Genomic DNA, 22879 nt, shown 5'->3' with positions numbered 1-22879 from the left:
CGACGACTCCATCATCATCTCCTCGCGCCATCAGGGCATCGTCAAGATCGGCCGCGACAAGAAGATCAAGTGGATCCTCGCTTCGCCGGAAGGCTGGAAGAAGGGCTGGGCTGAAAAGGTCCTCACCCCGGTCGACGCCAAGGGCAACAAGATCAAGTGCGAAGGTTCCAAATGCGAAGGCGACTTCGACTGGTCCTGGACGCAGCACACCGCCTGGCGCATCGACAGCAAGTCCGACAAGAACGTCATCTACCTCTCCGTCTTTGACAACGGTGACGGCCGCGGCATGGAACAGCCGGCCCTGCCGACGATGAAGTACTCCCGCGCCGTGGTGTACAAGATCGACCAGAAGAAGATGACGGTCGAACAGATCTGGGAAGTGGGCAAGGACCTCGGCTATCCGTTCTTCTGCCCGGTCACCGGCCTGACGAAGTACATGGAAGACAAGGACACCATGATGGTGTACTGGTCCACCGCCGGCCTCGGCGCCACGCCTGAAAAGCGCACCAACACCCTCGGCCGCGTCATGCCGCACATCGCCGAATACCGTTGGGGCGAAACCAAGCCGGTCGTCGACATCGAACTCAAGGACACGTTCGGCTACCAGGCCTTCCCGATCAGCGTCGAAAAGGCCTTCACGAAGAACTGATGACTTCTCAAAGTTGATTCTTCAGTCCTGAGCGAGCGGGCGAAGCAGCAATGCTTCGCCCGCTTCGTTTCTTCAGATCCCCGGCTTCATCCAAACGCTCGCTTCGGATGCATTCGTTCACCGTGCGCCTTCTGCGGCCGCTGCGTCAAGCTCGTCGTCTGCTCCTGCGGAATAAAAAAGCCTCCCGAAGTCGGGAGGCTTTTTCATGCCGGGAATGCTCGAAAAGCTGCTCGATCAGTTGGCGCGCGTGAACGTGATGAGCGGGATTTCGTTGAAGGTGCCGCTTCTCACGGGGAAGCCCGCCCAGAAGCCCGCGCCCTGGGAGACGTAGAGCTTCATGCCGCCCAGCTCGTAAAAGCCCTTGACGAAGCCGTTGTTGGCAAGCGAGGCGAGAATCGCGACGGGACCCGTGTGGCCGCCGTGGGTGTGACCCGAAAGCTGCAGATCCACCTTCCAGGCAGGGTTCGCAGCCTCGGGAGCCGTGCGGGGCTGATGGTCCATCAGGATGCGGAGGTCGTCGTCGGCGAGATTGGAGAGCGTACCCGCAAGGTCGTGACGGCCTGCGCCCGTGCGCTCGGCCGCGAGGTCGTCCACGCCCGCCACCGTCACGCGGCGGCCCTTGACGGCGATGGAGACGGCCTCGTTCTCGAGGATCACGACGCCATGGCGCCTGATGATCTCAAGGAGCTTCTCGCGCTCGGGACGGATGTACTCATGGTTGCCCGTCACGCCGAAGATGCCGTAGGCGGCCTTGAGGCCGGAAAGAGGCGCGAGGTCCGCGTCGCGCTGAAGAACGGCAGCCTCCCTGTCGAGCGGACCGTCGGAGAAGTCGCCCGTGATGAGGACGAGGTCGGGCTTGGCCTCATTGACGGCCTTCACCACGGCTTCGGTGCGGGCGGCGGGGAAGAGGTTCGAGGCGTGCAGGTCCGTGATCTGGGCGACCTTGAAGCCCTCGAGCTCGGGCGGAAGGTTCCTGACGGCCACGGTCATCGGCTCGACCGTAGGCTCGGAGAGCGCGTTCCAGGTCGAGGTGATGCCGAAGAAGATGCCGAAGACGGCCACGAAGCACGTCGAGACGATCGTGAAGAGGTCGCGCTTCTCGACGGGAAGCCCCATCTTCCTGCGCACGAGTCCGCGCACGCCGCCGATCACGTCGCGCGCGAGCGCCAGCAGGAAGAACCAGTAGGCAAAGCTCACGAAGAGGCCCGTGACGGGCAGCGTATCGACGATGAAGGCGCGCTCGAAGAGGTCCGTCATGTCGAGAAAGGCGAAGTGCGAGGCGCCCGCAAGCGCAAAGAAGGCCGTGACGGCAAGCTTCGAGGTCGTGCCGAGATGGGCGATGCGGATCGTGCGCCAGATGCCGTAGGCGGCCATCAGTGCCGTGACGAGCGCGCAGATGAGATAGACGGTGACGTGCATGGAAATGGAATCGGTCTTGTGGTCTGGTGGTTTGGGAGACTTCTGCGGAAAGCCTGAAGGAGACCCGTCCGAACGTGAAGCGGCAGGCATTGTACACGGAGGCGCAGGAATACTGGTGCTGCAAGGCGTCGAATTCTTGCGCAATGTCCTCATCTGCGGACGGCTTTGCCTTCCCAAGAGAATGGCTGAGGAAGGAAGACCGGATGCAGCAGGGCTGCAGGTCAGGAAACTAGGCAACCTCGCCGCTGAATCGGGAGGGACTTGTGAAGACCATGGCCGCCTGTTCCTCCTCGAGCCTGCGGCTGTGCTCGCGTTCGAGAAGTTGTTCGCCCCAAAGGCGGCAGAAGGCGAGGAAAGCCTGGAGGTCGGAGGAGCGGTACTTCTGCTTGTGCATGCAGAAGGAGAGCTGCCTTGTGAAGGTCTCGGGACACTTGACACGCCTGAGGTGCGGGCCGAAGAACGGATCGTGGAGGATGCGCTCGGAGATGAAGGTGAGGCCCATGCCGTTGATGATCATGCCGACGATCGCCTCGAAGCTGTTGACGTTCGCGATGATGTTGTGCTCGGAGAGGTGAAGGCCGATCTGGGCGTCGAAGAAGATTCGGGTGCTCGAGCCCTCCTCTCGAAGAATCCAGCGCTCGCGAGAGAGTTGCTCCCAGGTCGCGACGCCCTGTGTGAGACGGTGGCCCTTGGGCGCCACCACGACCATTTCGTCGGAAATCCACGGCTCGGTGATGAGGTGCGGATTTGTGACGGGGCCCTCGACGATCGAGATGTCGGTCGAGAAGTTGAGGAGCGATTCGGCCACCTCGGCGGTGTTGGCGATGCGCATTTCGGGCATCCAGCCCGCGTGCGCCTGAAAGTCGCGCATCAGGTCCGAGAGCATGAAGGAGCCGATCGTGAACGTACAGGCAAGCCTGAGCTGGCCCGTCGTGCGACCCGAAAAGAGCGACTCGATGTCGTCGGTGCGCTCCATGAGCTCGTCGGCGGCGGGCTTGAGGCGTCTGCCTTCGGCCGAAAGAAGGAGTCGGCCGCGGGTGCGCTCGAAGAGCGTGACGCCGAGGCGCCCCTCAAGCTCCGTCAGGGCCTGGCTCACCGCGCTCTTGCTCATCGCAAGATCCTGCGCCGCAACCGACAGGTTCTCGGTGCGGGCGACTGCAAGAAAGACCTGCATCTGGCGAAGCGTAATCTGCATGACTGGGTCCTCGTGGGAAGGTTGGCGGGAATGACGGTCCGGCTCCGTCGAACGAGGGACCGTCTGAAAGCCGGCATTCTCAAACGATGATTATGGCACGCGCGCTCCGTGATCCGAAGCCCCAAGCGGGTAAACCCGCGAGGGAATCACACGCCGGGCTCAGACGACGGGCCTGCGCCTCTCCCTCGAAAGACCGAGCAGAATCCGCATGTCGGAGCTGAGCTTCACGTCGTGCAGGACCGAAGGGTCTCCGCACCAGACGACGTCCTCGGGCGAAAGACGCCAGGCGGCGTGCCTGATGAAGCTCTCTCCTAGAAGTGCGGCCGCCCTCGGAATGCTCATCACGTCGACCAGTCCGATCTCGTAGTCGGGCCAGTTTCGAGGGCCGCCCAGAAGCAGTCCCGGCGTGAAGTGCCGCCTGCAGTACGGCCTGTTGCGCCCGATCTCGCGGTGAACCGCCATGCCCGTGAAGAGGATCGTGTTGTGCGTGCGCTGGCGCGTGGGCTCGATCTCGGCCGAAGTGCGGTAGCGGGCGAATACGCATCCTGGAAAATCAACCTCCATCGAGGGCGGCACGGGCCAGGCCACCTGCTGACGAACCTTCTCGGCCGCATAGTCCGAGGACCAGTTGCCGATCGCCTCGCGGGCCTCCTTCGCGAGGTTCTTCACGACGTTCCAGCGGGCGAGAATGCGGCGGGGCTTCGCGGCGCCTTCCTTCGTCTTCACGTTCGTAAACCTCAGGCGCTTCTCCTCCTCAAATTCGGCCCTCAGGGCGTCCGGGTCGGTCGCAAAAATCGAAAGCGGCACGACGACGCTCATCACGCGCGTCTCAACATTGGCCTCAATCCACTCGGCGGCGTCCTCAAATGCAAAAAGGTACTTCGCCTGCTGCGCCGCGTAGTCGAGCCCCGCCACCTCGACCGCACAGGCCGAGCGCACGCGGTCCGAGAGCAGAAGCCTCGGCAGGTCGACGCCGGCACCTTGATTGAAGGCGCTGTACGACGCCCAGGGCCCGATCGAGATGAGCTCAGTCATCGGATGCCTGTAGGTTCGCAGCCACTCGGCCGCTTCGACGGGATCCTCCGTCATGATGACGCTCCTTCGCCTCAATTCCGCCTGACGCCTTGCAACGTCCACCGCCAGAAGCACCGTTCCCGGGGCCGTCTCCTTGTCTTCCATGTCCATCGCGCAGTTGCGGGCGCTGCCACGGGCAGGCCCTATCCTTAATATTGAATGTTTTATAGAAGGTACATTCTATTCGAAGAAGCCGAAAAAGGCCTCCCCCTGCGGAAGACCTGCAAAAAGTCGTGAGGACGCAGGATGTCCAGACTTTCGGTAAAGCCGAACGATTGAAGTTAGGTCGGTCGCATTTTCCGAACGATCGGTTCTGAAAAAAACGACGCCTCCGAACGAATTTTCTGCCAAAATAGCCCCGCAAACCAAGGGTAATCCCGCCCTTTTCTTGAGAATTCCCATGTTCAAAAAGCTTCACTACAAGGTTCGCGGCCTGCCCACGCCGCTCGCCGGTCTCGCGCTCGGCATTGCGAGTCTGGGCTGGTGCCTCGAGAACGCCCTGCCGCTCGCGGGCTGGGGCCAGACGACGGGTGCCGTGATCGGCCTCGTCATGATCGGCTTTCTGGTGCTTCGCTTCACGGCGCACCACGACACGCTCTGGGCCGACCTGAAGCATCCCGTCGTGGGCAGCATCGTCCCGACGTTCGCGATGTGCCTGATGGTGGTCTCGAAGACCGCGGGCCACTGGATGCCCGAAGCGGGCGTCGTGCTCTGGTGCGCGGCGGTGCTCCTTCATCTGGCGGCGCTCGGCATCTTCGTCGTGAACCGCCTGCAGGAACCTAGGCTCGAACTCATGGTGCCCTCCTGGTTCGTGCCGCCCATCGGCATCGTGGTGGCCGACGTGACCTTCCCCGAGGTGGCCGTGCTGCTTCCCTTCGCGAAGATCCTCTTCTGGATGGGCGCCGCGGCCTATGCCGTGCTCCTGCCGCTGATGATCTACCGCCTCTTCTTCCTCCCCGAAGTCCCCAACGGCGCCAAGCCCACGATCGCGATTCTGGCCGCGCCCGCGAGCCTGCTGCTTGCAGGCTATCTCACGGTCGAGAAGGATCCGTCGCTTCTCCTCGTCGCGCTCCTCTTCGGCATCGCGATCCTCATGACGGTCGTGATCTACTTCGCCTTCTGGCGCCTCCTGAGGCTTCAGTTCTCGCCGGGCTACGCGGCCTTCACCTTCCCGATGGCCATCGGCGCGACGGCGCTCTACAAGCTCTCGAACCTCGTGGCGGGCTTCCCCGGCGCCCTTCACTACGCGCACCAGATCCGCTTCCTCGCCCACGTCGAAGTGACGGTCGCCGCCGTGGTGATCCTCTATGTGGCGGCCCTCTACGCGAAGAACCTCCGCGGCATGCTCCCGAAGCTCCCCGCCGCAGCCTGAGTCTCCAGGCATCACGCCCCGCACAAACCTTGAACCAAACGGCGTCCCGCTTCATCCGGCAGGGCGCCGTTTTTCATTGTTCTCTTCATCTCGTCCCGCGCACGACATTCGGGAAACGGCGATGCCGTTCTCATAATGTCGCGCATGGATGACGACCTACTCCAAACGCAGGCACCATGGGCGATTTCGCCCGTTTGTTGCGTTTGCGCAACAGTATAGGGGTTATCACCGCATTCCGGCCGGATACCCTGTCCCGCAGGCCGATGCACTAAATATGAAGGTCGTCCGGAAGGGGAGCTTCTTGCGAATCGCCCCCTCTTGTCCCAGAATCCTCCCTAGCCACGCGAAAAGCAGTGACTCCCAAATTTTCCCTTTTGTTTGGATGACCAGATTATGTTCAAGAAGTCTCTTATCGCTGTCGCCGTTCTCGGCGCTACCGCTTTCTCCGTTCAGGCCGCCGACGTTACGATGTACGGCAAGGTTGACACGGGCCTCCAGTTCAAGACCAATGAAGTTACCGAAGGCAACCAGACCGTGACCGATACCGACACGTTCTCCATGGAAAACGGTCTGAACTCCGCCTCCCGCTTCGGCATCAAGGGTTCTGAAGACCTCGGCAACGGCATGAAGGTGAGCTTCCAGCTCGAAAACGGCTTCAAGTCCGACTCCGGCGAATTCAAGACCGAAGGCAAGCTCTTTGACCGTCAGGCCACCGTCGCCGTCTCCTCCGACTTCGGTACGCTCACCATGGGCCGCGTCGGCGGCATCGGTTCCGGCGCCGGCTTCGACCTCGTCTACGGCTACGGCGACGCCTTCGACGGCGGCTCCCCCAACGTCCTCGGCCTTGCCAAGTCCGACCGCTACGACAACATGGTCACGTACCAGACCCCGAAGTTCGCCGGCATGCAGGCCACGGTCCAGTACTCCTTCAAGGAAGCCAGCGGCGCTGAAGGCCGCGAAGGCTCCTCCGCCGTCAACCGCTACGCTTCCGCCGGCCTGACGGGCAACTTCGGCGCCCTGAACACGGTTCTCGCCTACGAATTCCAGAACTATGATTCCGTCGGCGACAATGGTCGCGAAAAAGACGGCCACATCGTCTACCTCGGCGGCAACTACGACTGCGGCTTCGCCAAGACCTTCGTGATGGGCCAGTACTTCAAGGGCATCAAGCTCAGCAGCGTCACCGCTCTCGGCATGCTCGATGACTATGATGTTAACGAAGACGATACCCTTCTGGATGTCGCTGACGCAGCCTACAACGAAGGCGCCAAGGGCTACGGCCTCCACATCGGCACGATCGTTCCGATCAGCAACGGCGACCTGACGGTCGGCGCCTACTACGTTGACGGCACGGGCGAAACGTCCAAGGCCAACGTTGAAGAACGCGACTTCGACTACATGGGGCTCGCCACGAAGTACGAATACCGCCTGAGCAAGCGCACGTCCGTCTACCTCGGCGCCGGCTTCTACAAGGCCACGATCGACGCCACCAGCGCTGGCAATGACGATATCGAACAGAAGGTCGGTGAAGTCTACACGGGTCTGACGCACGCTTTCTAATCTGAAACGCGTCACCGGCTGATGAAGCGGTCTTCCGACCGCTGAATCGGACCTGAACCCAAGCCCCCCGCGGATCCTTCCGCGGGGGGCTTTCCTTTGTGCGGGTCCCTCCCCCGCTCCGTCCGTCTCCGCTCCCGAAAGACCGTCCCGAGCCCCTCAAAACCGCGCCCGAGGGGCACTTCAAGTGCCCGCGGTATTGACGATGGGGAGCCGATCCGTGATAATCATCCGATTGATCAGGAAGGCGGAGACGGCGCCCGCCGCGCCCCCCGAAGGGAAAGCGCAGCACGGAGCCCCGATCCCACGTCCGCCCCTCCAACTATTCGAGAGAGAATTCTAATGGCAGAAGACACCAACTACGTCACCCTTGAAGTGGCCATCGATTCGTCCCTTTATGACAATCTGATTCATGCCGCCGCCAACCGCGGCCAGTCCGTGAGCGAGTTCGTCGAGTCCGTGCTCAACCGCGAGGTCGAACAGGCGCTGAGCGAAACGCCGGTCGAGGTCCGCGACCCGCAGGACGAGGAGTAAGCCCCGCAGGGCTCTCCCAACAGACACCAACGACAGGGATTCAGGATCAGGAAGAAGGAGACAAGGCGATGACGACCTGTGCACGAAAGAAGGTTTTGCTCATGATTCTCGATGGCTGGGGCATCGGCCGCGGCGACAGGGCCGACGTGATCGGCAGCGTCAGGCCGCAGCGCCTCGGCGAGTTTGCGGCGAAATATCCGCACGCCGAACTGCGCACCGACGGCGAAAACGTGGGCCTGCCCGACGGCCAGATGGGCAACTCCGAAGTGGGCCACCTCAACATCGGCGCCGGCCGCGTCCTCTACCAGGATCTCGTCAAGATCAACCGCGCGGTCGCCGACGGCTCGATCGGCGACAATCCCGAGGTGAAGGCCCTCATCGACTACTGCCGCGAAAAGGGCTGCGCCCTGCACGTCATGGGTCTTCTCTCCGACGGCGGCGTGCACAGCCTCAACAGCCACATGTACGCGTTCCTGCGCCTTGCGAAGGCCGCGGGCCTCGAAAAGGTCTACGTACACGGCTTCCTTGACGGCCGCGACACCGATCCCAAGAGCGGCGAAGGCTTCGTGAAGGACATGCTCGCCGAAATGGCGAAGCCCGACACTGCGGGCGAACTCGTGAGCCTCGTGGGCCGCTACTGGGCCATGGACCGCGACAAGCGCTGGGAGCGCGTGCGCCGCGCCTACGACCTGCTCGTCAAGGGCGTGGGCAATCCCGTCTCCGACATGCCCGACGCCGTGCGCGTCTCCTACCGCCAGGGCATCACCGACGAGTTCCTCGAGCCGCAGTACCTCACGGACGCTCACGGCGTTGCCGTGGGCCGCATCCGCCCGCACGACGCCGTCGTCTTCGTGAACTTCCGCAACGACCGCGCCAAGGAGCTCACGACCGTGCTCACGCAGGAGGCCAGACCCGATTTCGAAATGGAGCCCTTGCCGCTCTACTTCTGCACGATGACGCCCTACGACCCGACCTACAAGGGCCTGCACGTCCTCTTCCCGAAGGAGAACGTCGTCAACACGATCGGTGAATGGGTCTCCGCCCAGGGCCTCAGGCAGCTGCGCATCGCCGAGACCGAAAAGTACGCCCACGTCACGTTCTTCCTCAACGGCGGCCGCGAAGCCCCGTATGAAGGCGAGGACCGCATCCTCGTGCCGAGTCCCTCGGTCGCGACCTACGACCTGCAGCCCCAGATGAGCGCCCCCGAGGTCACCGAAAAGCTCGTCGAGGCCATTGCCACCGAGCAGTACGACTTCATCTGCCTCAACTTCGCCAACGGCGACATGGTGGGCCACACGGGCGTCTACGACGCGATTGAAAAGGCCGTCGTCACCGTCGACGCCTGCGCAGGCGCCGTCATCGACGCCGCGCGCGACCACGGCTACGAGGTCGTTCAGATCGCCGACCACGGCAACGCCGACAACGCCGTCAACGCCGACGGCTCGCCCAACACGGCCCACTCGCTCAACCCGGTTCCCATCCTCGTCGTCTCCGACCGCGTCGAGCGTGTTGAAAACGGCGTCCTCGCCGACGTCGCCCCGACCGTGCTCACGCTCATGGGCCTGCCGATCCCGCCCGAAATGACGGGCCGCGTCCTCGTGACGATGCGCTGATCCCGCACCGATCCGCTTCATCAAGACAACGAGCCTCTGCAGTCCGCCTGCAGGGGCTCGTTGTCATTCATGCATCGGCTTCGCTTCAGGCGCCCTGGAGCGTGCGCCTGTATTCGCCGGGCGTCATCCCGAAGACCTGTCTGAAGGCCGAGATGAAGGCCGAGGTGTTCTGGTAGCCCGCCGTGAGCGCCGCCTCCTCAACGCTCGTCTCGCGCGCGAGCTGTCCGAGGGAGACGAGGAGCACGTGCTGCAGGCGCCAGTTGCGGAAGGTGAGTCCCGTCTCGGCCTGCACCTGGCGGCTGAGCGTGCGCACGCTCATGCCCGCAAACGCAGCCCAGTCCTCCATCATCCACTCGGCCTTCTCAAAGGAGGCGAACTCCATTTTCGGTCATCGGACGCCATCCGGCTACAGGCGTGAAGGAAAACCTCAGGCTTCGGCCCTGCGCCGGGCGCGGTATTATTGAGAGATCATTCAACCGACCCATATGCTTCACATTGGAGACCAGCATGGCACTCAACGTCGTCGAGATCTGGCGCGACCTGCACAAGACGCCCGAACTCGGTTTTGAAGAAGAAAAGACCTCCGCCTACCTTGCCGAGGCCCTCGAAAAGCTTGGCTACGCCGTCACGCGCGGCGTCGGGAAAACGGGCGTCATGGGCGTCATCAGGGGCGCCGAGCCCGGCCCCGTCCTGATGCTTCGCGCCGACATGGACGCCCTGCCCTTCAGGAACGATGACGGCTCGATCGAGGCCGTCCACGCCTGCGGCCACGACAGCCACTGCGCGATGGTGCTCGCCGCCGCCTCCGAGCTCGCGGGCCGCGTGCGCCGCGGCACCCTCAAGATCCTCTTCCAGCCGGGCGAGGAGACGCTCCACGGCGCGCTCGAGGTCCTGAAGTCGGGCGCCGTCGACGACGTCGACATCGCACTCGGCTGCCACGTGCGTCCGATCCAGGACATCCCGACGGGCACCTGCGCCGCCGCCGTGCGCCACACCTCGAGCACCTTCGCCGACATCGTAATCCACGGCCGCACGGCCCACGCCTCGCGCCCGCACCTCGGCGTCAACTGCGCCGAAGTGGCCGCCGCCGTCACGCAGGCCGTCGCCGCCATCGAGGGCGACCCCGCCAAGGTGTGGTCCTGCAAGGTGACGAGCATCCAGGCCTGCGCCGCTGCCGTCAACATCATCCCCGACACCGCAACCCTCAAGCTCGACATCCGCGCCCAGACGAACGAACTGATGGACGAACTCCTCGAGAAGGTCCGCATGGCCGCCGCGGGCACCGCCGCTGCCTACGGCGCAACCGCCGAAGTCATCCTCCCCGGCGTCGTCATCCCGGCCGCCGTCTACGACGAGGACCTCGTCGCCGAACTCGCCGGCACGATCCGCGAGGTCCTCGGCGACGAATGCCTCGCCCGCGACTGCGGCGGTGGCGGCGAGGACTTCCACTTCTTCAAGAAGGAACGCCCGCACATCCGCGCCGCCTACTTCGGCGTGGGCGCAGGCTGCACGCCCGGCCTCCACGCCCGCAACATGACCTTCGACGAAACCCAGCTCGACATGGGCGTCAGGGTCCTCACCGCAGCCGCCCTCAAGCACGTCGGCTGACGCATCACAAAGCCGCATTGCTCCCCCGCGGGGCCCTCCTCCACACGGACGGCCCCGCCTTCATTTCTTAAGCAGCGCCAAAACGCCCGCCGCACGAGCCATCTTCAAAGCACGGGATTGAGACCCCGATCGGGTGCAGGCACCCGGGCGCAATCACATGAAATCCAAGTACTTCCGCCCATAAAGCTTTGACTTTCGTCAAACTCCATGTTCGAATTTGAGAACATCTGTTTCAGGTCTGCTAGGGTATTTCCTGTTACGCCCCTGCAGACAAATGCGGCGGGCATTGAAGAACACCACTGGAGCAGGAAAATGCCGGAATGCAGAATTGAGGCGCTGGCCCTCGCAAGGCAGCCATTGAACGAGATTGAAGCCATGCTTGCGCTCACGTCCGTCACCTCTGCCTCCTCCTCCACATCCTCCTCTACATCCACGCGCGGCTCCCTCTAAGCCCGCGCGTGCGATATCAGGCGCCGTTGCGGCCTCCCCGGCCGTGAACGTCCGCCGCCCCTTCCCCAACACCCCCTTTGACAATCCGACCGGCCGATTTTGCATTTCGGCGCACTGAAGGCTCAAGGCCCCATTGCACCCGAAATCCGTCAAAAGAGCCGGAAAACCCCGCCGGAAGACCGTCCGCACCCATGGACGGGGCCTTTCGCCCCACAGGAAAAACTAGGAGACTCAACATGGATCTCATCAAGAACTGGAAGCTTCATCTGCTGGCCCTCATCGTCGTGATCGTGGCCGAATCGATCGGCATGCACCGCTTCGGCCTCGTCGTGCTGCTGCCGCTGCTCTACGCGCTGGTGCTGGGCGGCATCCTCTCCTTCCCGAAGTTCGGGATCCTGAAGTTCTCCGAAATGGACCGCGCCGCGAAGTTCATGCCGATCGCCATGCTGGTCCTCCTGACGAAGATCGGCCTGGGCATCGGGCCGAACCTCGAGATGCTCCTCAATTCCGGCTGGGCCCTGATCATGCAGGAGTTCGGCCACTTCTTCGGCACGCTGATCTTCGGCCTGCCCGTCGCGTTGCTCCTCGGCATGAAGCGCGAGGCCATCGGCGCGTGCTACTCGATCGACCGCGAGCCCAACGTCGCCATCATCGGCGAGAAGTACGGCCTTGACAGCCCCGAGGGCCGCGGCGTGATGGGCATGTACATCTGCGGCACCGTCTTCGGCGCGCTCTGGATCTCGATCCTCGCGGGCGTGGTCGCGGGCCTCGACATCTTCCATCCGCACTCCCTCGCCATGGGCGCGGGCATCGGCTCGGCCTCGATGATGGCCGCCGGCACGGGCTCGATCATCGCCGCCTACCCCGAAGCCGCCGAAACCGTCGGCGCCTACGCGGCCGCCGCCAACCTGATGACCTCGGTACTCGGCATCTACTTCGCGCTCTTCATCTCGCTACCCGTCACGGTCAAGATCTACGAACTCGTAACCGGCGACAAGCGCGCCGCCTGAGAGACCTGAACACACCGCACCGAACCCCCGTCACAAGGAAAGTACATCATGAACGCCATTGCCGCCCATCTTGAAAAGCTCAAGGACTACATCTTCATCCTGCTCGTCACCGGCCTCTACACCGTCGTCGCCAACACCTTCGGCTACAACGGCGACCTCGCCCAAGGCGCCGTGGGCATCCTCGTCATCGTCGCGATCGCCTTCTTCGGCGTCGTGATCCAGATGCTGCCCGGCTTCAACAAGCTCCCCGTCGTCTTCTGGGTCTCGCTCACCGCCGTCATCGTCTCGATCCCGAGCTTCCCCGGCGGCGTGTGGATCGTCGAGCAGACCAAGCACATCAACTTCCTCGCCACGACGACCCCGATCCTCGCCTACGGCGGCCTGTGCCTGGGCAAGGACCTCGAGGCCTTCAAGCGACTCTCCTGGCGCATCGTCCCCGTCGCCATGGCCGTCGCCTCGGGCAGCTTCCTCTGCGCCACCGCGCTCGCCGAGCTGATGCTGCACCTCGAGGGCATCTTCTGATCCTCGTTCCGACAATCGTTTTACAATGGACCGAATGCCCGCCGCCCCTGCGGGGGCGGGCGCACCCGGTCCCGTCAATCACCAGATATAGAAAGGAGCGGACCGCAGGCGCCGCCATCAGGCGCCGGAAACGGTCCCCTGTACAGATCATGGACAAAGCCGCCATCAAGCAGAAAGTCTGCGAAGCCATCGCCGCGCACCGCGCCGACATCGAGGCGATTTCCGAAGCCATCCTCGCCGAGCCCGAACTCGGCTTCAAGGAGGTGAAGACCTCCCGCAAGGTGCAGGAGGCGCTCGAGAGGCTCGGCATCGAATTCACGGCCGGCCACGGCATCACGGGCGTCAAGGCCCGCATGAAGGGCAGGAACTCGAAGCGCACCGTCGCGATGCTCGCCGAGCTCGACGCCATCGTCTGCCGCAACCACAGGAACGCCGACCCCGTCACGGGCGCCGCCCACTGCTGCGGCCACAACATCCAGATCGCCAACATGATCGCCGTGGCCTGCGGCCTGCGCGACGTCATGTCCGAACTCGACGGCGACGTCGTCCTCTTCGCGGTCCCCGCCGAAGAGTATGTCGAGATCGACTGGCGCAACGCCCAGCGCGACGAGGGTCGTCTCAAGTACCTCGGCGGCAAGCAGCAGCTCATCGCCGAAGGCGCCTTCGAGGACATCGACATGGCCATGCAGATGCACGTGGCCTCGGGCGACGAATTCAATCTCGGCGCCTCGAGCAACGGCTTCATCGGCAAGCTCATCGAATACCACGGCCGTCCCGCTCACGCCGCCTTTGCACCTGAAGAAGGCATCAACGCCCTCAACGCCGCCATGATGGGCGTCATGGGCGTCAACGCCATCCGCGAAACCTTCCGCGACCAGGACCACGTGCGCTTCCACCCGATCATCAACGCGGGCGGCGACCTCGTCAACGTGATCCCCGACTACGTCAAGATGGAAAGCTACGTGCGCGCCTCCAACATCGACGCCATGGCCCGCTACAACAAGGCCGTCGACCGCGCCCTCAGGGCGGGCGGCGACGCCATCGGCGCGAAGTGCGAGATCAGGAACCTGCCGGGCTACCTCCCGCTCGCCCCCGACGACGCCTTCCGCGAAGTCTTGCGTGACAACGCCGTCGAACTCTTCGGCAAGGAGAAGGTCACGCTCGGCGAACACAGCTCGGGCTCGACCGACATGGGCGACGTCTCGCTCCTCATGCCCGTCATCCACCCCTGGGTCGGCTGCGTCGACGGCGTTCTCCACGGCGCCGACTACGAGCTTCGCGACCGCGAGGCCGCCTTCACCCGCATCCCGCAGGCCCTGGCCCTCACGATCGTCGACCTGCTCGCAGACGGCGCGCAGAAGGCCGACGAAATCTGCACGGCCTTCAAGCCCCGGCTTGACCGAGAGTCCTACGTGGCCTTCATGGACGACATCAGATAAGGCCTCATCCACACATTGATTTCCTGTCCCATGCGGTCCGGCAAAGGCCGCGGGGGTTTCGGGACGGCGTTGCAGCAGAGCGCCGTCCCCTTTTTTCCTCATCTCCCCATCACGCCCCTACTTTTCCCTCTCCCGCAAGCCGACTTCCCCTCCCGCCCTCCTCCAAACACCCGCCACTCACGGGATGGATACCACTTCGCTCTCATTCCAAACGCTCGCAAAACCGTTACAAAAGCACGGAGGAGGCGAGGACTGTGCCGAGCGCACACGCGGCGAGTGATTTGCACGATGCCGGCCTTCGCATCCAGTACGCCGCCTTCGACGAGGACGGCGCCGTGAAGCTTTCGGGCGCCGAAAAGTCCGTTCAGGGCAACGCCTGGCAGGCCGCGAGCGCAGAAGGCTGGGTGCCCCCCGCCGGGCTCACTCAGGATCTCGACGGACTCTGGAAGAAGGCCGAGGTGCGTCACGCCGACGCCTGCTCCACCTGCCACGGCGCGCCCAAAGCCTCCGCCCACACCGCCAACGAATGGGCGGGCCAGCTGCCCAAGCGCGGCGGCCGCACCGGCCACTCGAGCGCGAGCGCCAACGAACTGATGTTCAAGTGGCTGCAGGCGCACGCCAAGCCCATGTAACACGTCCCCGCCGTCCGCTTCCGAACAGCCTTCGGGACAACAGGCATTCACACTCCGACCAACCGTGAACAAGGAAAAAGCGACATGACCAATCGCCGAAATCTCTGCCGCGCAGCCGGCGCGCTTGCCGGCGCCGCCTTCATCCCCGCCGCTCATGCGGCCTCTCCCAAGCACCCGTCCGGCATGAACGGCGTGCGCACGCTCAAGGGCGGCCGCATCAGAGCCCTTCAAGCGCGACCTCGCGCCGTCGCTCCGGCTGCAGGCCTTTGCCCAGCAGCCCTACAACCACGCCCGCATCCGCCATCCGATGGTTCGCAAGAGCTGGCTTGAAAAGGGCCACCGCGCAGGCGGCGAAGGCCGCGAGTCCGATCAGTTCGTGCGAGTCTCTTGGGAAAAGGCCGCGAAGCTCGTCGCGGGCGAACTCAAGCGCGTTCGCGAGACCTACGATCCCGGCGCCATCTGGGGCGGTTCCTACGGCTGGATGAGAACGAGCTCCGTGGGCAACGCCCGAAACCTCCTGCAGCGCGTCCTCAACCTCAACGGCGGCTACACGACCTATACGGGCGACTACTCCACGGGCTGCGCCCAAGTGGTGCTGCCCTACGTCATCGGCTCCAACGGCGTCTACGAACAGGTGACGTCCTGGGAGCTCATCAACGAGAAGACCGAACTCGTCGTCCTCTGGGGCGCCGATCCGACGATCACGAACGACATCGACTGGTGCACGACGATTCATGAGAACGCGGGCGGCCTGCTAGCCCTTAAGGCCCGCGGCGTCAAGGTCGTGGCGATCAACCCGCTCAAGCCCGACACGGCCGAATGCTTCGGCGACAAGGCGCAGGGGATCGCGCCGCGTCCCGGCACCGACGTCGCGATGATGCTCGGCAGAACCTCCCGCGCATGCGCGTCTGGGAGCAGCCCGAAATAGTGCGTGAGGACGACTGACGTCCGAGACCGGCCCGGTCCTGAACCCGCGGCCGGCTGATCCCGACGGATCCCGAGAGGGTCCGCAGGCTTGCGTCTGCGGGCCCTCTCTCGTCTTTCGCCCTCACATTCCGCCCTCTTCCCGCATGCACCTCTGCACCGCACTCTTCGCCCCGCACCCCGCAAAAAACCTGAATCGACATACTCGAAAACCCAAGCATTTCCAGTTTTTCTTAATACTCCTGCAGAACTTTGCCGCGCCTTCGGTTTTCGACTTGACGCAAATCAAGATTTTGACCTCCCCAGCGCCTAGACTCGATTCATCGGAAGGCGGCATGAACCGCCTCTCGTCACAACAACACTCAAAAGGAGAAGACATCATGATGACGAAGAAGGCACTCGGCCTGATGATCGGCGCGCTTCTGAGCGGCGCCCTCATCGGCGGCGAAGCGGCGGCGGGCCAGACGCTCGCGGACTTTCACTCGAAGATGGGCGGCTGCGCCTCGTGCCACGGCACGAACGCCGTGACGGCGGCGTCCGTCCCCGACGACGAGCGTGCGCTCAACGCGCAGTGCCAAACCTGCCACGGGTCCTATAAGGACATCAGGAAGACGGGCACGGAGATCGATCCGCACCACTCGCATCTCGGCGACATCAACTGCACGAGCTGCCACACCGCGCACGCCCGTCCGAAGCTCGTCTGCAACGACTGCCACACCTTCCCGAACAAGATGCCGTTCGCCGATGCGCCCAAAGCCGCACCGAAGGTCTCCCCCGACGAAGCGGCCATCGAGGCCGCGATGAAGGCCGAGCCGCGCGAATCCTATGACGTCGTGGTGATCGGCGCTGGCAGCGCGGGCTTCAACGCCGCGATCGCCGCCAGGCGTGCGGGCGCCTCCGTTCTCCTTCTTGAAAAGAACAGCTTCTCGGGTGGCAACTCCATGCTCGCCGCGGGCGGCTACAACGCCGTCGGCACGAAGCAACAGAAGGCCAAAGGCATCACCGACACGGTCGAAGCCTATGTCGAGGACACGCTCAAGGGCGGCCGCGGCAAGAACGACCGAGCCCTCGTTGAAATCCTCGCGAAGGAAAGTGCCGCAGGCGTCGAATGGCTCGAGGGCATGGGCGCGGACCTCTCAGAAGTGAAGCGCTCGGGCGGCGCCCGCGTCGACCGCACGCATCGCCCGACGGGCGGCGAGACGGTCGGTCCGCACATCGTCAAGACTCTGCGCGCTCAGGCCGAGAAGGACGGCGTGCCCGCACGCCTCAACTCCCGCGCCGTCAGGCTCATTGTTGACGAAAACCACACCGTCAGGGGCGTCGTGGTCGAAGGCAAGCACAGCGGCCTCTACCGCGTCAACGCCAAAGCGGTCGTGCTCGCTGCTGGCGGCTACGGCCAGAACAAGGAGATGGTGGCCTTCTATCGTCCGACCTTCAAGGGCATGACGAGCTCGAACAACGTCACGAGCACCGGCGACGGCGTGCGCATGGCACTTGAAGCCGGCGCGAGCATGACCGACATCGACTGGATCCAGGCCCACCCGACCGTCGGCAAGGGAAGCCGCATTCTCATCAGTGAAACGGTCCGCGGCGTCGGCGCCGTCATGGTCAACGAAACGGGCGCGCGCTTCGTCAACGAACTCACGACCCGCGACCGCGCTTCCGACGCGATCCTCAAGCAGCCCGGCCGCCACGCCTGGCTCGTCTTCGACGCCGATCTCTACGCCAAGGCCAAGATGGTCCGCGGCTACGACCACCTCGGCATGCTGAAGAAGGCCGACACGATCGAAGGGCTTGCCAAGGCTGCCGGCATGGATCCGAAGGTCCTTGAAAAGACGCTCGCCGACTACAACGCGTACCGCGCCAAGGGCCATGACGACGCGTTCGGGCGTCCCGACATGCCGCTCGCCGTCGCGAAGGCGCCCTTCTACGCCGTCGAAGTTGCGCCCGGCATCCATCACACGATGGGCGGCGTGGCCGTCACGACCGAAAGCGAGGTCCTCGACATCCAGTCCCGTCCGATGCCCGGCCTCTATGCCGCAGGTGAAGTGACGGGCGGCGTGCACGGCTTCAACCGCCTCGGCGGCAACGCCGTCGCCGACACCGTGGTCTTCGGCCGCCGTGCAGGCGAACACGCTGCGAAGTACGCGCTCGAACAGAAGTGAGCGCAGCCGCCTCAACATAAAAGGCAGGACGGCATTTCCTGCAGGCGTCTGAGGGAGACGCCCGCAGGATGAAAATGAAGGCGCCGTCTGCGGCTTGTGCGTCCGCAGACGGCGCCTTCGCTGTCACCAAAGATAAAAAGAACCCCGGACCAAGAGCGGACCGGGGCAGCAAAGCCGGCTGCAGACCGGGGCAACCGGCACAGGGAACGATTTTCAGAATGGGTTTCGAGGCCTGTGCGCGCCCAAGCGATTGGAGGCGTGCCCGAAGGCGCGCGCAGGCTTCGAGATGATCATCCGCAGAGAGGCACGGAGATCCGGAGGCCGGCGACGGGGACTGCCCGTCGCCTGACCGCTCAGCGGGACGAGAAGGAAGAGAGGCCTTCGGCCGAGAGCAGTGACTGAGGCACGCAGCGTTTCTAGAGAACGGGAAGCAGAGCGGCAACAAGGACGCCGAAGGCGGCCAGAATCATGGACAACATGGAAATTCGGAGTGCTTTTGCACGAGGTTGCACGATGGAACGCGTCCGCGCGCCTGGGCGGGCTCGAGGACGAAGGCGTCATCAGCAGGCGCGAGGGCTCGGACACGTACGTGAGGACGTACAAGAGCACCGGCAACAGGAATCCCTTCCACATCATTTCGGGGCTTGACGGCAGGCCGCGCGGCACGCGCAAGGAGCTCGTCTCGATCTCGACCGTCGCCGCGCCCGACTTCGTGGCCGATGCCCTGGGTTTGCCGAGAAAGGCGCCCGTCATCCTCATGGAGCGCTTTGCGGGCCTCACGCCCGAGCGCTTCACGAAGGGATTTCTTGAGGACGACACGCTCTACAAGTTCTACGACCGCGAGTTCGGCATTGTCATCATCCGCCAGAAATGCAAGGTCCGCTTCGAGCGCGTGGCGGCGGATGCGGCCCGCAGCCTCGACCTGCCCGAGGGGCTCGAGATGCTGCGCACGGACCGCGTCTCCTACGACATCACGAAGGAACCCGTCGAGTACTGCATCAACCGCGGCCGCGTCGAGCGCACGCTCGTCTCCTTCGACGTCGTGATCTAGCAGCGGGAGCCGACGGCGCCCCCGCTCAAGGGAAAACCCGATTCTCGTATCGCTTCCGTTGGCGTAAAATGCGCGCCTTTCCCAAGGCATCAGGACAGAACCTCACCGATCGGGTTTTCTTGCAATGGACTGGCTAGCTCATCTGCTCACGGACGTCTCCTCCGTCCCTCACATCATTCTCGTTTACTCGCTTGTGATCGCCGTAGGCGCGCTGTTCGGGCGCATCCGGCTCTTCGGCGTCTCACTTGGCGTCACCTTCGTGCTCTTCGCGGCCATTGCCGCGGGGCACTTCGGCTTCACCGTGAATCCCGCCGTGCTCTACTTCCTGCGCGACTTCGGGCTCACCGTCTTCATCTACTTCATCGGCCTTCAGGTGGGCCCCTCGTTCTTTTCGTCCTTCAAGAGCGGCGGCATGGTACTCAACCTCCTCACCGTCCTGCAGGTGCTCCTTGGCGTCGCCGTGACGATCGCGCTCTACATCCTCTTCAGGGACACGCTGTCGTTGCCGCAGATGCTCGGCGTCCACTATGGCGCCGTCACGAACACGCCCGGTCTCGGCGCCACTCAGGAAACGCTCGAGCTCTTCAAGTACACGGGTGAGAACATCGCCGTCGCCTACGCATGCGCCTATCCGCTCGGCGTCATCGGCACGATCGGCTCCGCGATCCTCATTCGCTTTATCTTCCGGATCAAGCTTGCCGAAGAGGACAAGGCGTGGGACGCCGAAGAGCGGGCCCACCATCAGGAACCCGTCTTCTTCCACGTCGAGGTCAGCAACCGGGCGCTCGAAGGCCGCACGATCGAACAGGTGAGGAACTTCATCAGCCGCGGCTTCATCGCCTCCCGAATCCTCTCGGGCAGCAGCATCTCGAGTCCCAACGGCTCGACCGTCCTGCACATGGACGACTGCCTGCGCATCGTGAGCCAGCCCGACGTCAAGGAGGCGATCGTCGCCTTCTTCGGACGCGAGCGCACCGACATCGACCTCGCCGAGGAGAAGTCTCCGCTCGTCGTGCGCACGCTCATGGTCACGCGCGAATCCGTCAACGGCATGCGCATCGAGGATCTCGCACTCAACCGTCTGGACGGCGTCAACATTACGCGCGTCTTCCGCGCAGGCATGACGCTCTTTCCGTCCGCGAAGCTCCACCTTCAGGTGGGCGACCAGGTCTACTGCGTGGGTCCCGAGACGGCCGTCGCGCGCATGGAGGCCAAGCTTGGCAACCAAGTGAAGAAGCTCGACCATCCGAACATCATCACGATCTTCATCGGGCTTCTGCTCGGCGTCATCGTCGGCAGCGTGCCGTTTGCCGTGCCCGGCCTGCCCGTCCCGCTCAAGCTCGGCCTCGCGGGCGGTCCGCTCATCGTCGCCATCCTGCTCGGCCGCTTCGGTCCGACCATGCGGCTCGTCACCTTCACGACGCCGTCAGCCAACATGATGATGCGCGAGACCGGCATCTGTCTCTTCCTCGCCTCCGTGGGCCTTGCCGCAGGCGACGGCTTCGTCGCCGCCATGACCGACGGCAACGGGCCGCTCTACATGGCGCTCGGCGTCCTCATCACCATAATCCCGCTTCTCATCGTGGGCGTGATCGCAAGGCGCTTCCTGCACATCAACTACCACAGCATCGTGGGCCTGATGGCGGGCGCCACCACCGATCCCCCCGCCCTCGCCTACGCGGGCACGCTCTCCGAGCGCAACTCCTCGGCCGTCGCCTACTCGACCGTCTACCCGCTCGCCATGTTCCTGAGGATCCTGATGGGGCAGCTCATCCTCGTCATCCTCTGGCCGTTCCTCTGAAAGAGGCGAAGGTCACACTGAAAGCCAGTCGCAGACAAACCGAAGGCCGCCGCCGGAAGCGCTCCGACGGCGGCCTTTCAGGTGTACGATGAATGCCTGCGGCACGTCCGCACCCGACGTCTTCATCCCGAACCGACAGCAGCCCATGAGAATCACGCTCCGACAGCTCTCCGTCTTCCGAAGTCTTTACGAGACGCACCGCGTCTCGGCCTCCGCCGCACGCCTGCACCTGTCGCCATCGGCCTTGAGCCAGTCGCTCAAGGAGCTCGAGAGCGCTCTTGGAGCCCGCCTCTTCGTTCGCGAGAGCAAGGGCCTCACGCCCACGCCCGCTGCACTCACGCTCCTGCCCTACGCCACGCTTCTCGTCGACAAGGCCGGCGAGGTGGAGGCGCTCTTTGCAGAAGCTGGCGAAGGCCGTGCGGGCACGCTAGCCGTCGGCGCCAACAGGCGCTTCGGCATCTACGTGCTCTCGAGACGCCTGATGCACATGAAGCGCAGGATGCCCGCCATCGAGACAAGCCTCATGATCGAGGACAACGACGTCGTCGAGGACGCGGTCGCTGGCCACCTGATCGACGTCGGCTTCATCAGCGGACGCCCCACGAATCCCGACCTCGACGGCTTTCCGTGCTTCGAGGACCGCTTCGCCTTCGTGGTCGGCCTCGGCAGTCCGCTGATGTCCGCCTACGTCACCGCCCGCGAACTTTCCGACGCCACCTGGGTGCTCGAGCGCGAGCAGCGCACGCAGCGCGACGTCCTCGCGCACCTCGAGGCCAGAGGCATCCGCATCCGCCACTCCGTCACGATGGACACCATGGGCGCCGTTAAGCGCGCGGCGGGCACGGGACTCGGCGTCGCACTCCTTCCCTACCTTTCGGTGCGCGAGGAGATCCTCAGGGGAGACCTCGTCGAAATCATGAAGCCCGCCTCCACCGAGCTTGCGGACAGCCAAAAGATCTGGGCCGTCTGGCGCAGGGACGCCGAAGGCGCGCTTCGCAGCGCCTTTTTCCAGGCCTGCAGCATCGAACCGATCGCCTGACGGCAGGCCGGGAAGGACACGGACAAAAACGGCCGTCCGGAAGATCCGAAGCGGCCGTTTTCCTCGAGCTGAAATGCGATCCCCGAGCGTCAGGGTTCGTCAGTGCCCGTCGTGCTGGTGTGCCTTGCGCGTCAGCAGGTCGATCCAGCACATCACGAGAGCTGAGAGAACGAAGGTCAAATGGACGATCACGTACCAGAGCAGCTTGTCGTTCTCGATCGTGCTGATGTTCATGAAGATCCTCAGAAGGTGGATCGAGGAGATCGCCACGATGCTCGCCGCCACCTTGTTCTTGAGGCTGCCTGCGTCCATCTTGCCGAGCCAGCCGAGGCGCTCCGAATCCTTTTCGTCAAGGTCGAGCCTGGAGACGAAGTTCTCGTAGGAAGAGTACATGACCATCACGATCAGGCCGCCCACAAGGCCCATGTCGACCATCGAGAGAAGCGAGAGGATGAGATCGGACTCAGAGAGCTCGAAGACGTGCGGCAGCACGTGCCAGACCTCCTGAAAGAACTTGAGCGCAAGTGCCAGAAGCGCAAGCGAAAGGCCGAGAAAGAGCGGCGCAAGAATCCAGCGCGCGCTGTAAAAGAGTTTTTCGAAAAGCGATTCCATGGGTCGTCCCGTATGAACGAAGTCTGAAAAAAGCTATCGACATACATGAGCCGATAGCACGAGGTCCGCTGATTTTACAACATGCAGCCTTCTTCGTGCGTCCCTTCCGAATGACTGCATGCCGAAGAGGCAACGGAGGATGGCGTCTGTGCAGTCGTCCACTGCTCCCGGAGCAGGGACCTCTGAAGCACGCCTACGCCGGCAAGGATCTGC

The 22879-nt window shown here is 63.8% G+C and carries 21 protein-coding genes; 16 read left to right on the top strand and 5 right to left on the bottom strand.

The genetic code is table 11. The features are described from left to right. Window positions 1-649, top strand: a 649-nt coding sequence (locus tag HMPREF3036_RS11725) for an aryl-sulfate sulfotransferase (RefSeq protein ID WP_197457990.1), incomplete at its 5' end; no start/stop codon positions are given. 234 nt (window positions 650-883) lie between these two features. Here the strand turns inward: HMPREF3036_RS11725 and HMPREF3036_RS11155 are convergent. From HMPREF3036_RS11155 to HMPREF3036_RS11145, 3 genes are all read right to left on the bottom strand, one after another. After that, window positions 884-2068, bottom strand: coding sequence for a metallophosphoesterase (locus HMPREF3036_RS11155; RefSeq protein WP_062334569.1), 1185 nt, complete (start codon window positions 2066-2068; stop codon window positions 884-886). A 229-nt stretch (window positions 2069-2297) separates the two neighbouring features. Beyond that, complete coding sequence (locus tag HMPREF3036_RS11150; RefSeq protein ID WP_005435327.1) at window positions 2298-3263, bottom strand: LysR substrate-binding domain-containing protein; 966 nt, start codon at window positions 3261-3263, stop codon at window positions 2298-2300. A 159-nt stretch (window positions 3264-3422) separates the two neighbouring features. Next, window positions 3423-4448 carry a hypothetical protein gene (locus HMPREF3036_RS11145; protein WP_062334566.1) on the bottom strand — a complete coding sequence of 342 codons (1026 nt, stop codon included), beginning with the start codon at window positions 4446-4448 and terminating at the stop codon, window positions 3423-3425. Window positions 4449-4737: 289 nt separating this feature from the next. Here HMPREF3036_RS11145 and HMPREF3036_RS11140 point away from each other — a divergent pair, with 289 nt between their 5' ends. From HMPREF3036_RS11140 to gpmI, 4 genes are all read left to right on the top strand, one after another. Further along, window positions 4738-5709: a TDT family transporter gene (locus HMPREF3036_RS11140; RefSeq protein WP_005435323.1), complete on the top strand. Its 972-nt coding sequence runs from the start codon at window positions 4738-4740 to the stop codon at window positions 5707-5709. Window positions 5710-6102: 393 nt separating this feature from the next. After that, a complete protein-coding gene (locus HMPREF3036_RS11135) occupies window positions 6103-7269 on the top strand; it encodes a porin (protein ID WP_062334563.1) in 1167 nt (388 codons plus the stop codon). Window positions 7270-7608: 339 nt separating this feature from the next. Continuing rightward, window positions 7609-7800: a hypothetical protein gene (locus tag HMPREF3036_RS11130; protein WP_062334560.1), complete on the top strand. Its 192-nt coding sequence runs from the start codon at window positions 7609-7611 to the stop codon at window positions 7798-7800. A gap of 68 nt (window positions 7801-7868) precedes the next feature. Beyond that, on the top strand, window positions 7869-9413 hold the full coding sequence (gene gpmI, locus HMPREF3036_RS11125) for a 2,3-bisphosphoglycerate-independent phosphoglycerate mutase (RefSeq protein ID WP_062334557.1): 1545 nt from the start codon (window positions 7869-7871) through the stop codon (window positions 9411-9413). Between the two features lie 85 nt (window positions 9414-9498). Here gpmI and HMPREF3036_RS11120 read toward each other — a convergent pair whose 3' ends face one another. Beyond that, window positions 9499-9795: a helix-turn-helix domain-containing protein gene (locus tag HMPREF3036_RS11120; RefSeq protein WP_062334555.1), complete on the bottom strand. Its 297-nt coding sequence runs from the start codon at window positions 9793-9795 to the stop codon at window positions 9499-9501. A gap of 125 nt (window positions 9796-9920) precedes the next feature. On the opposite strand from HMPREF3036_RS11120, the gene HMPREF3036_RS11115 reads away from it, so the two are divergent. The 11 genes from HMPREF3036_RS11115 to HMPREF3036_RS11065 all read left to right on the top strand — a co-directional run bounded on the left by HMPREF3036_RS11115 (window position 9921) and on the right by HMPREF3036_RS11065 (window position 22054). After that, window positions 9921-11021, top strand: a complete 1101-nt coding sequence (locus tag HMPREF3036_RS11115) for an amidohydrolase (RefSeq protein ID WP_082897472.1) — start codon at window positions 9921-9923, stop codon at window positions 11019-11021. 686 nt (window positions 11022-11707) lie between these two features. After that, window positions 11708-12481, top strand: a complete 774-nt coding sequence (locus tag HMPREF3036_RS11105) for a DUF3100 domain-containing protein (protein WP_062334550.1) — start codon at window positions 11708-11710, stop codon at window positions 12479-12481. A 48-nt stretch (window positions 12482-12529) separates the two neighbouring features. Next, complete coding sequence (locus tag HMPREF3036_RS11100) at window positions 12530-13003, top strand: hypothetical protein (protein WP_062334548.1); 474 nt, start codon at window positions 12530-12532, stop codon at window positions 13001-13003. A 149-nt stretch (window positions 13004-13152) separates the two neighbouring features. Continuing rightward, window positions 13153-14442: an amidohydrolase gene (locus HMPREF3036_RS11095; protein WP_005435304.1), complete on the top strand. Its 1290-nt coding sequence runs from the start codon at window positions 13153-13155 to the stop codon at window positions 14440-14442. Window positions 14443-14696: 254 nt separating this feature from the next. Further along, window positions 14697-15074 (top strand): hypothetical protein, encoded by a 378-nt coding sequence (locus HMPREF3036_RS11090; RefSeq protein ID WP_156469831.1) that lies wholly within the window; start codon window positions 14697-14699, stop codon window positions 15072-15074. Window positions 15075-15158: 84 nt separating this feature from the next. Then, a complete protein-coding gene (locus HMPREF3036_RS12015; protein ID WP_156469830.1) occupies window positions 15159-15404 on the top strand; it encodes a hypothetical protein in 246 nt (81 codons plus the stop codon). After that, a complete protein-coding gene (locus HMPREF3036_RS11085; protein WP_005435299.1) occupies window positions 15382-16002 on the top strand; it encodes a molybdopterin-dependent oxidoreductase in 621 nt (206 codons plus the stop codon). Before HMPREF3036_RS12015 ends, HMPREF3036_RS11085 begins: the two co-directional genes overlap by 23 nt. A 376-nt stretch (window positions 16003-16378) precedes the next feature. Next, the gene (locus HMPREF3036_RS11080) at window positions 16379-18163 is read left to right on the top strand and encodes a flavocytochrome c (protein WP_156469829.1); all 1785 of its coding nucleotides are present in this window, start codon (window positions 16379-16381) and stop codon (window positions 18161-18163) included. Window positions 18164-18653: 490 nt separating this feature from the next. Then, window positions 18654-19214, top strand: a complete 561-nt coding sequence (locus HMPREF3036_RS11075; RefSeq protein ID WP_062334543.1) for a UTRA domain-containing protein — start codon at window positions 18654-18656, stop codon at window positions 19212-19214. A 124-nt stretch (window positions 19215-19338) separates the two neighbouring features. Then, entirely contained in the window at window positions 19339-21015 is a 1677-nt protein-coding gene (locus HMPREF3036_RS11070) for a putative transporter (RefSeq protein WP_062334539.1), read from the top strand. Between the two features lie 145 nt (window positions 21016-21160). Then, entirely contained in the window at window positions 21161-22054 is an 894-nt protein-coding gene (locus HMPREF3036_RS11065) for a LysR family transcriptional regulator (RefSeq protein WP_197457988.1), read from the top strand. 99 nt (window positions 22055-22153) lie between these two features. Here HMPREF3036_RS11065 and HMPREF3036_RS11060 read toward each other — a convergent pair whose 3' ends face one another. Next, complete coding sequence (locus HMPREF3036_RS11060) at window positions 22154-22666, bottom strand: TIGR00645 family protein (protein ID WP_005435284.1); 513 nt, start codon at window positions 22664-22666, stop codon at window positions 22154-22156. Between the last annotated feature and the right edge of the window lie 213 nt (window positions 22667-22879).

This window comes from Sutterella sp. KLE1602 (assembly GCF_001578585.1).
In the GTDB taxonomy this organism is placed as follows: Bacteria; Pseudomonadota; Gammaproteobacteria; order Burkholderiales; family Burkholderiaceae_F; genus Sutterella; species Sutterella wadsworthensis_A.
The sequence above is the reverse complement of the archived record's forward strand: the minus strand, read 5'-3'. Positions and strand labels throughout refer to the sequence as shown.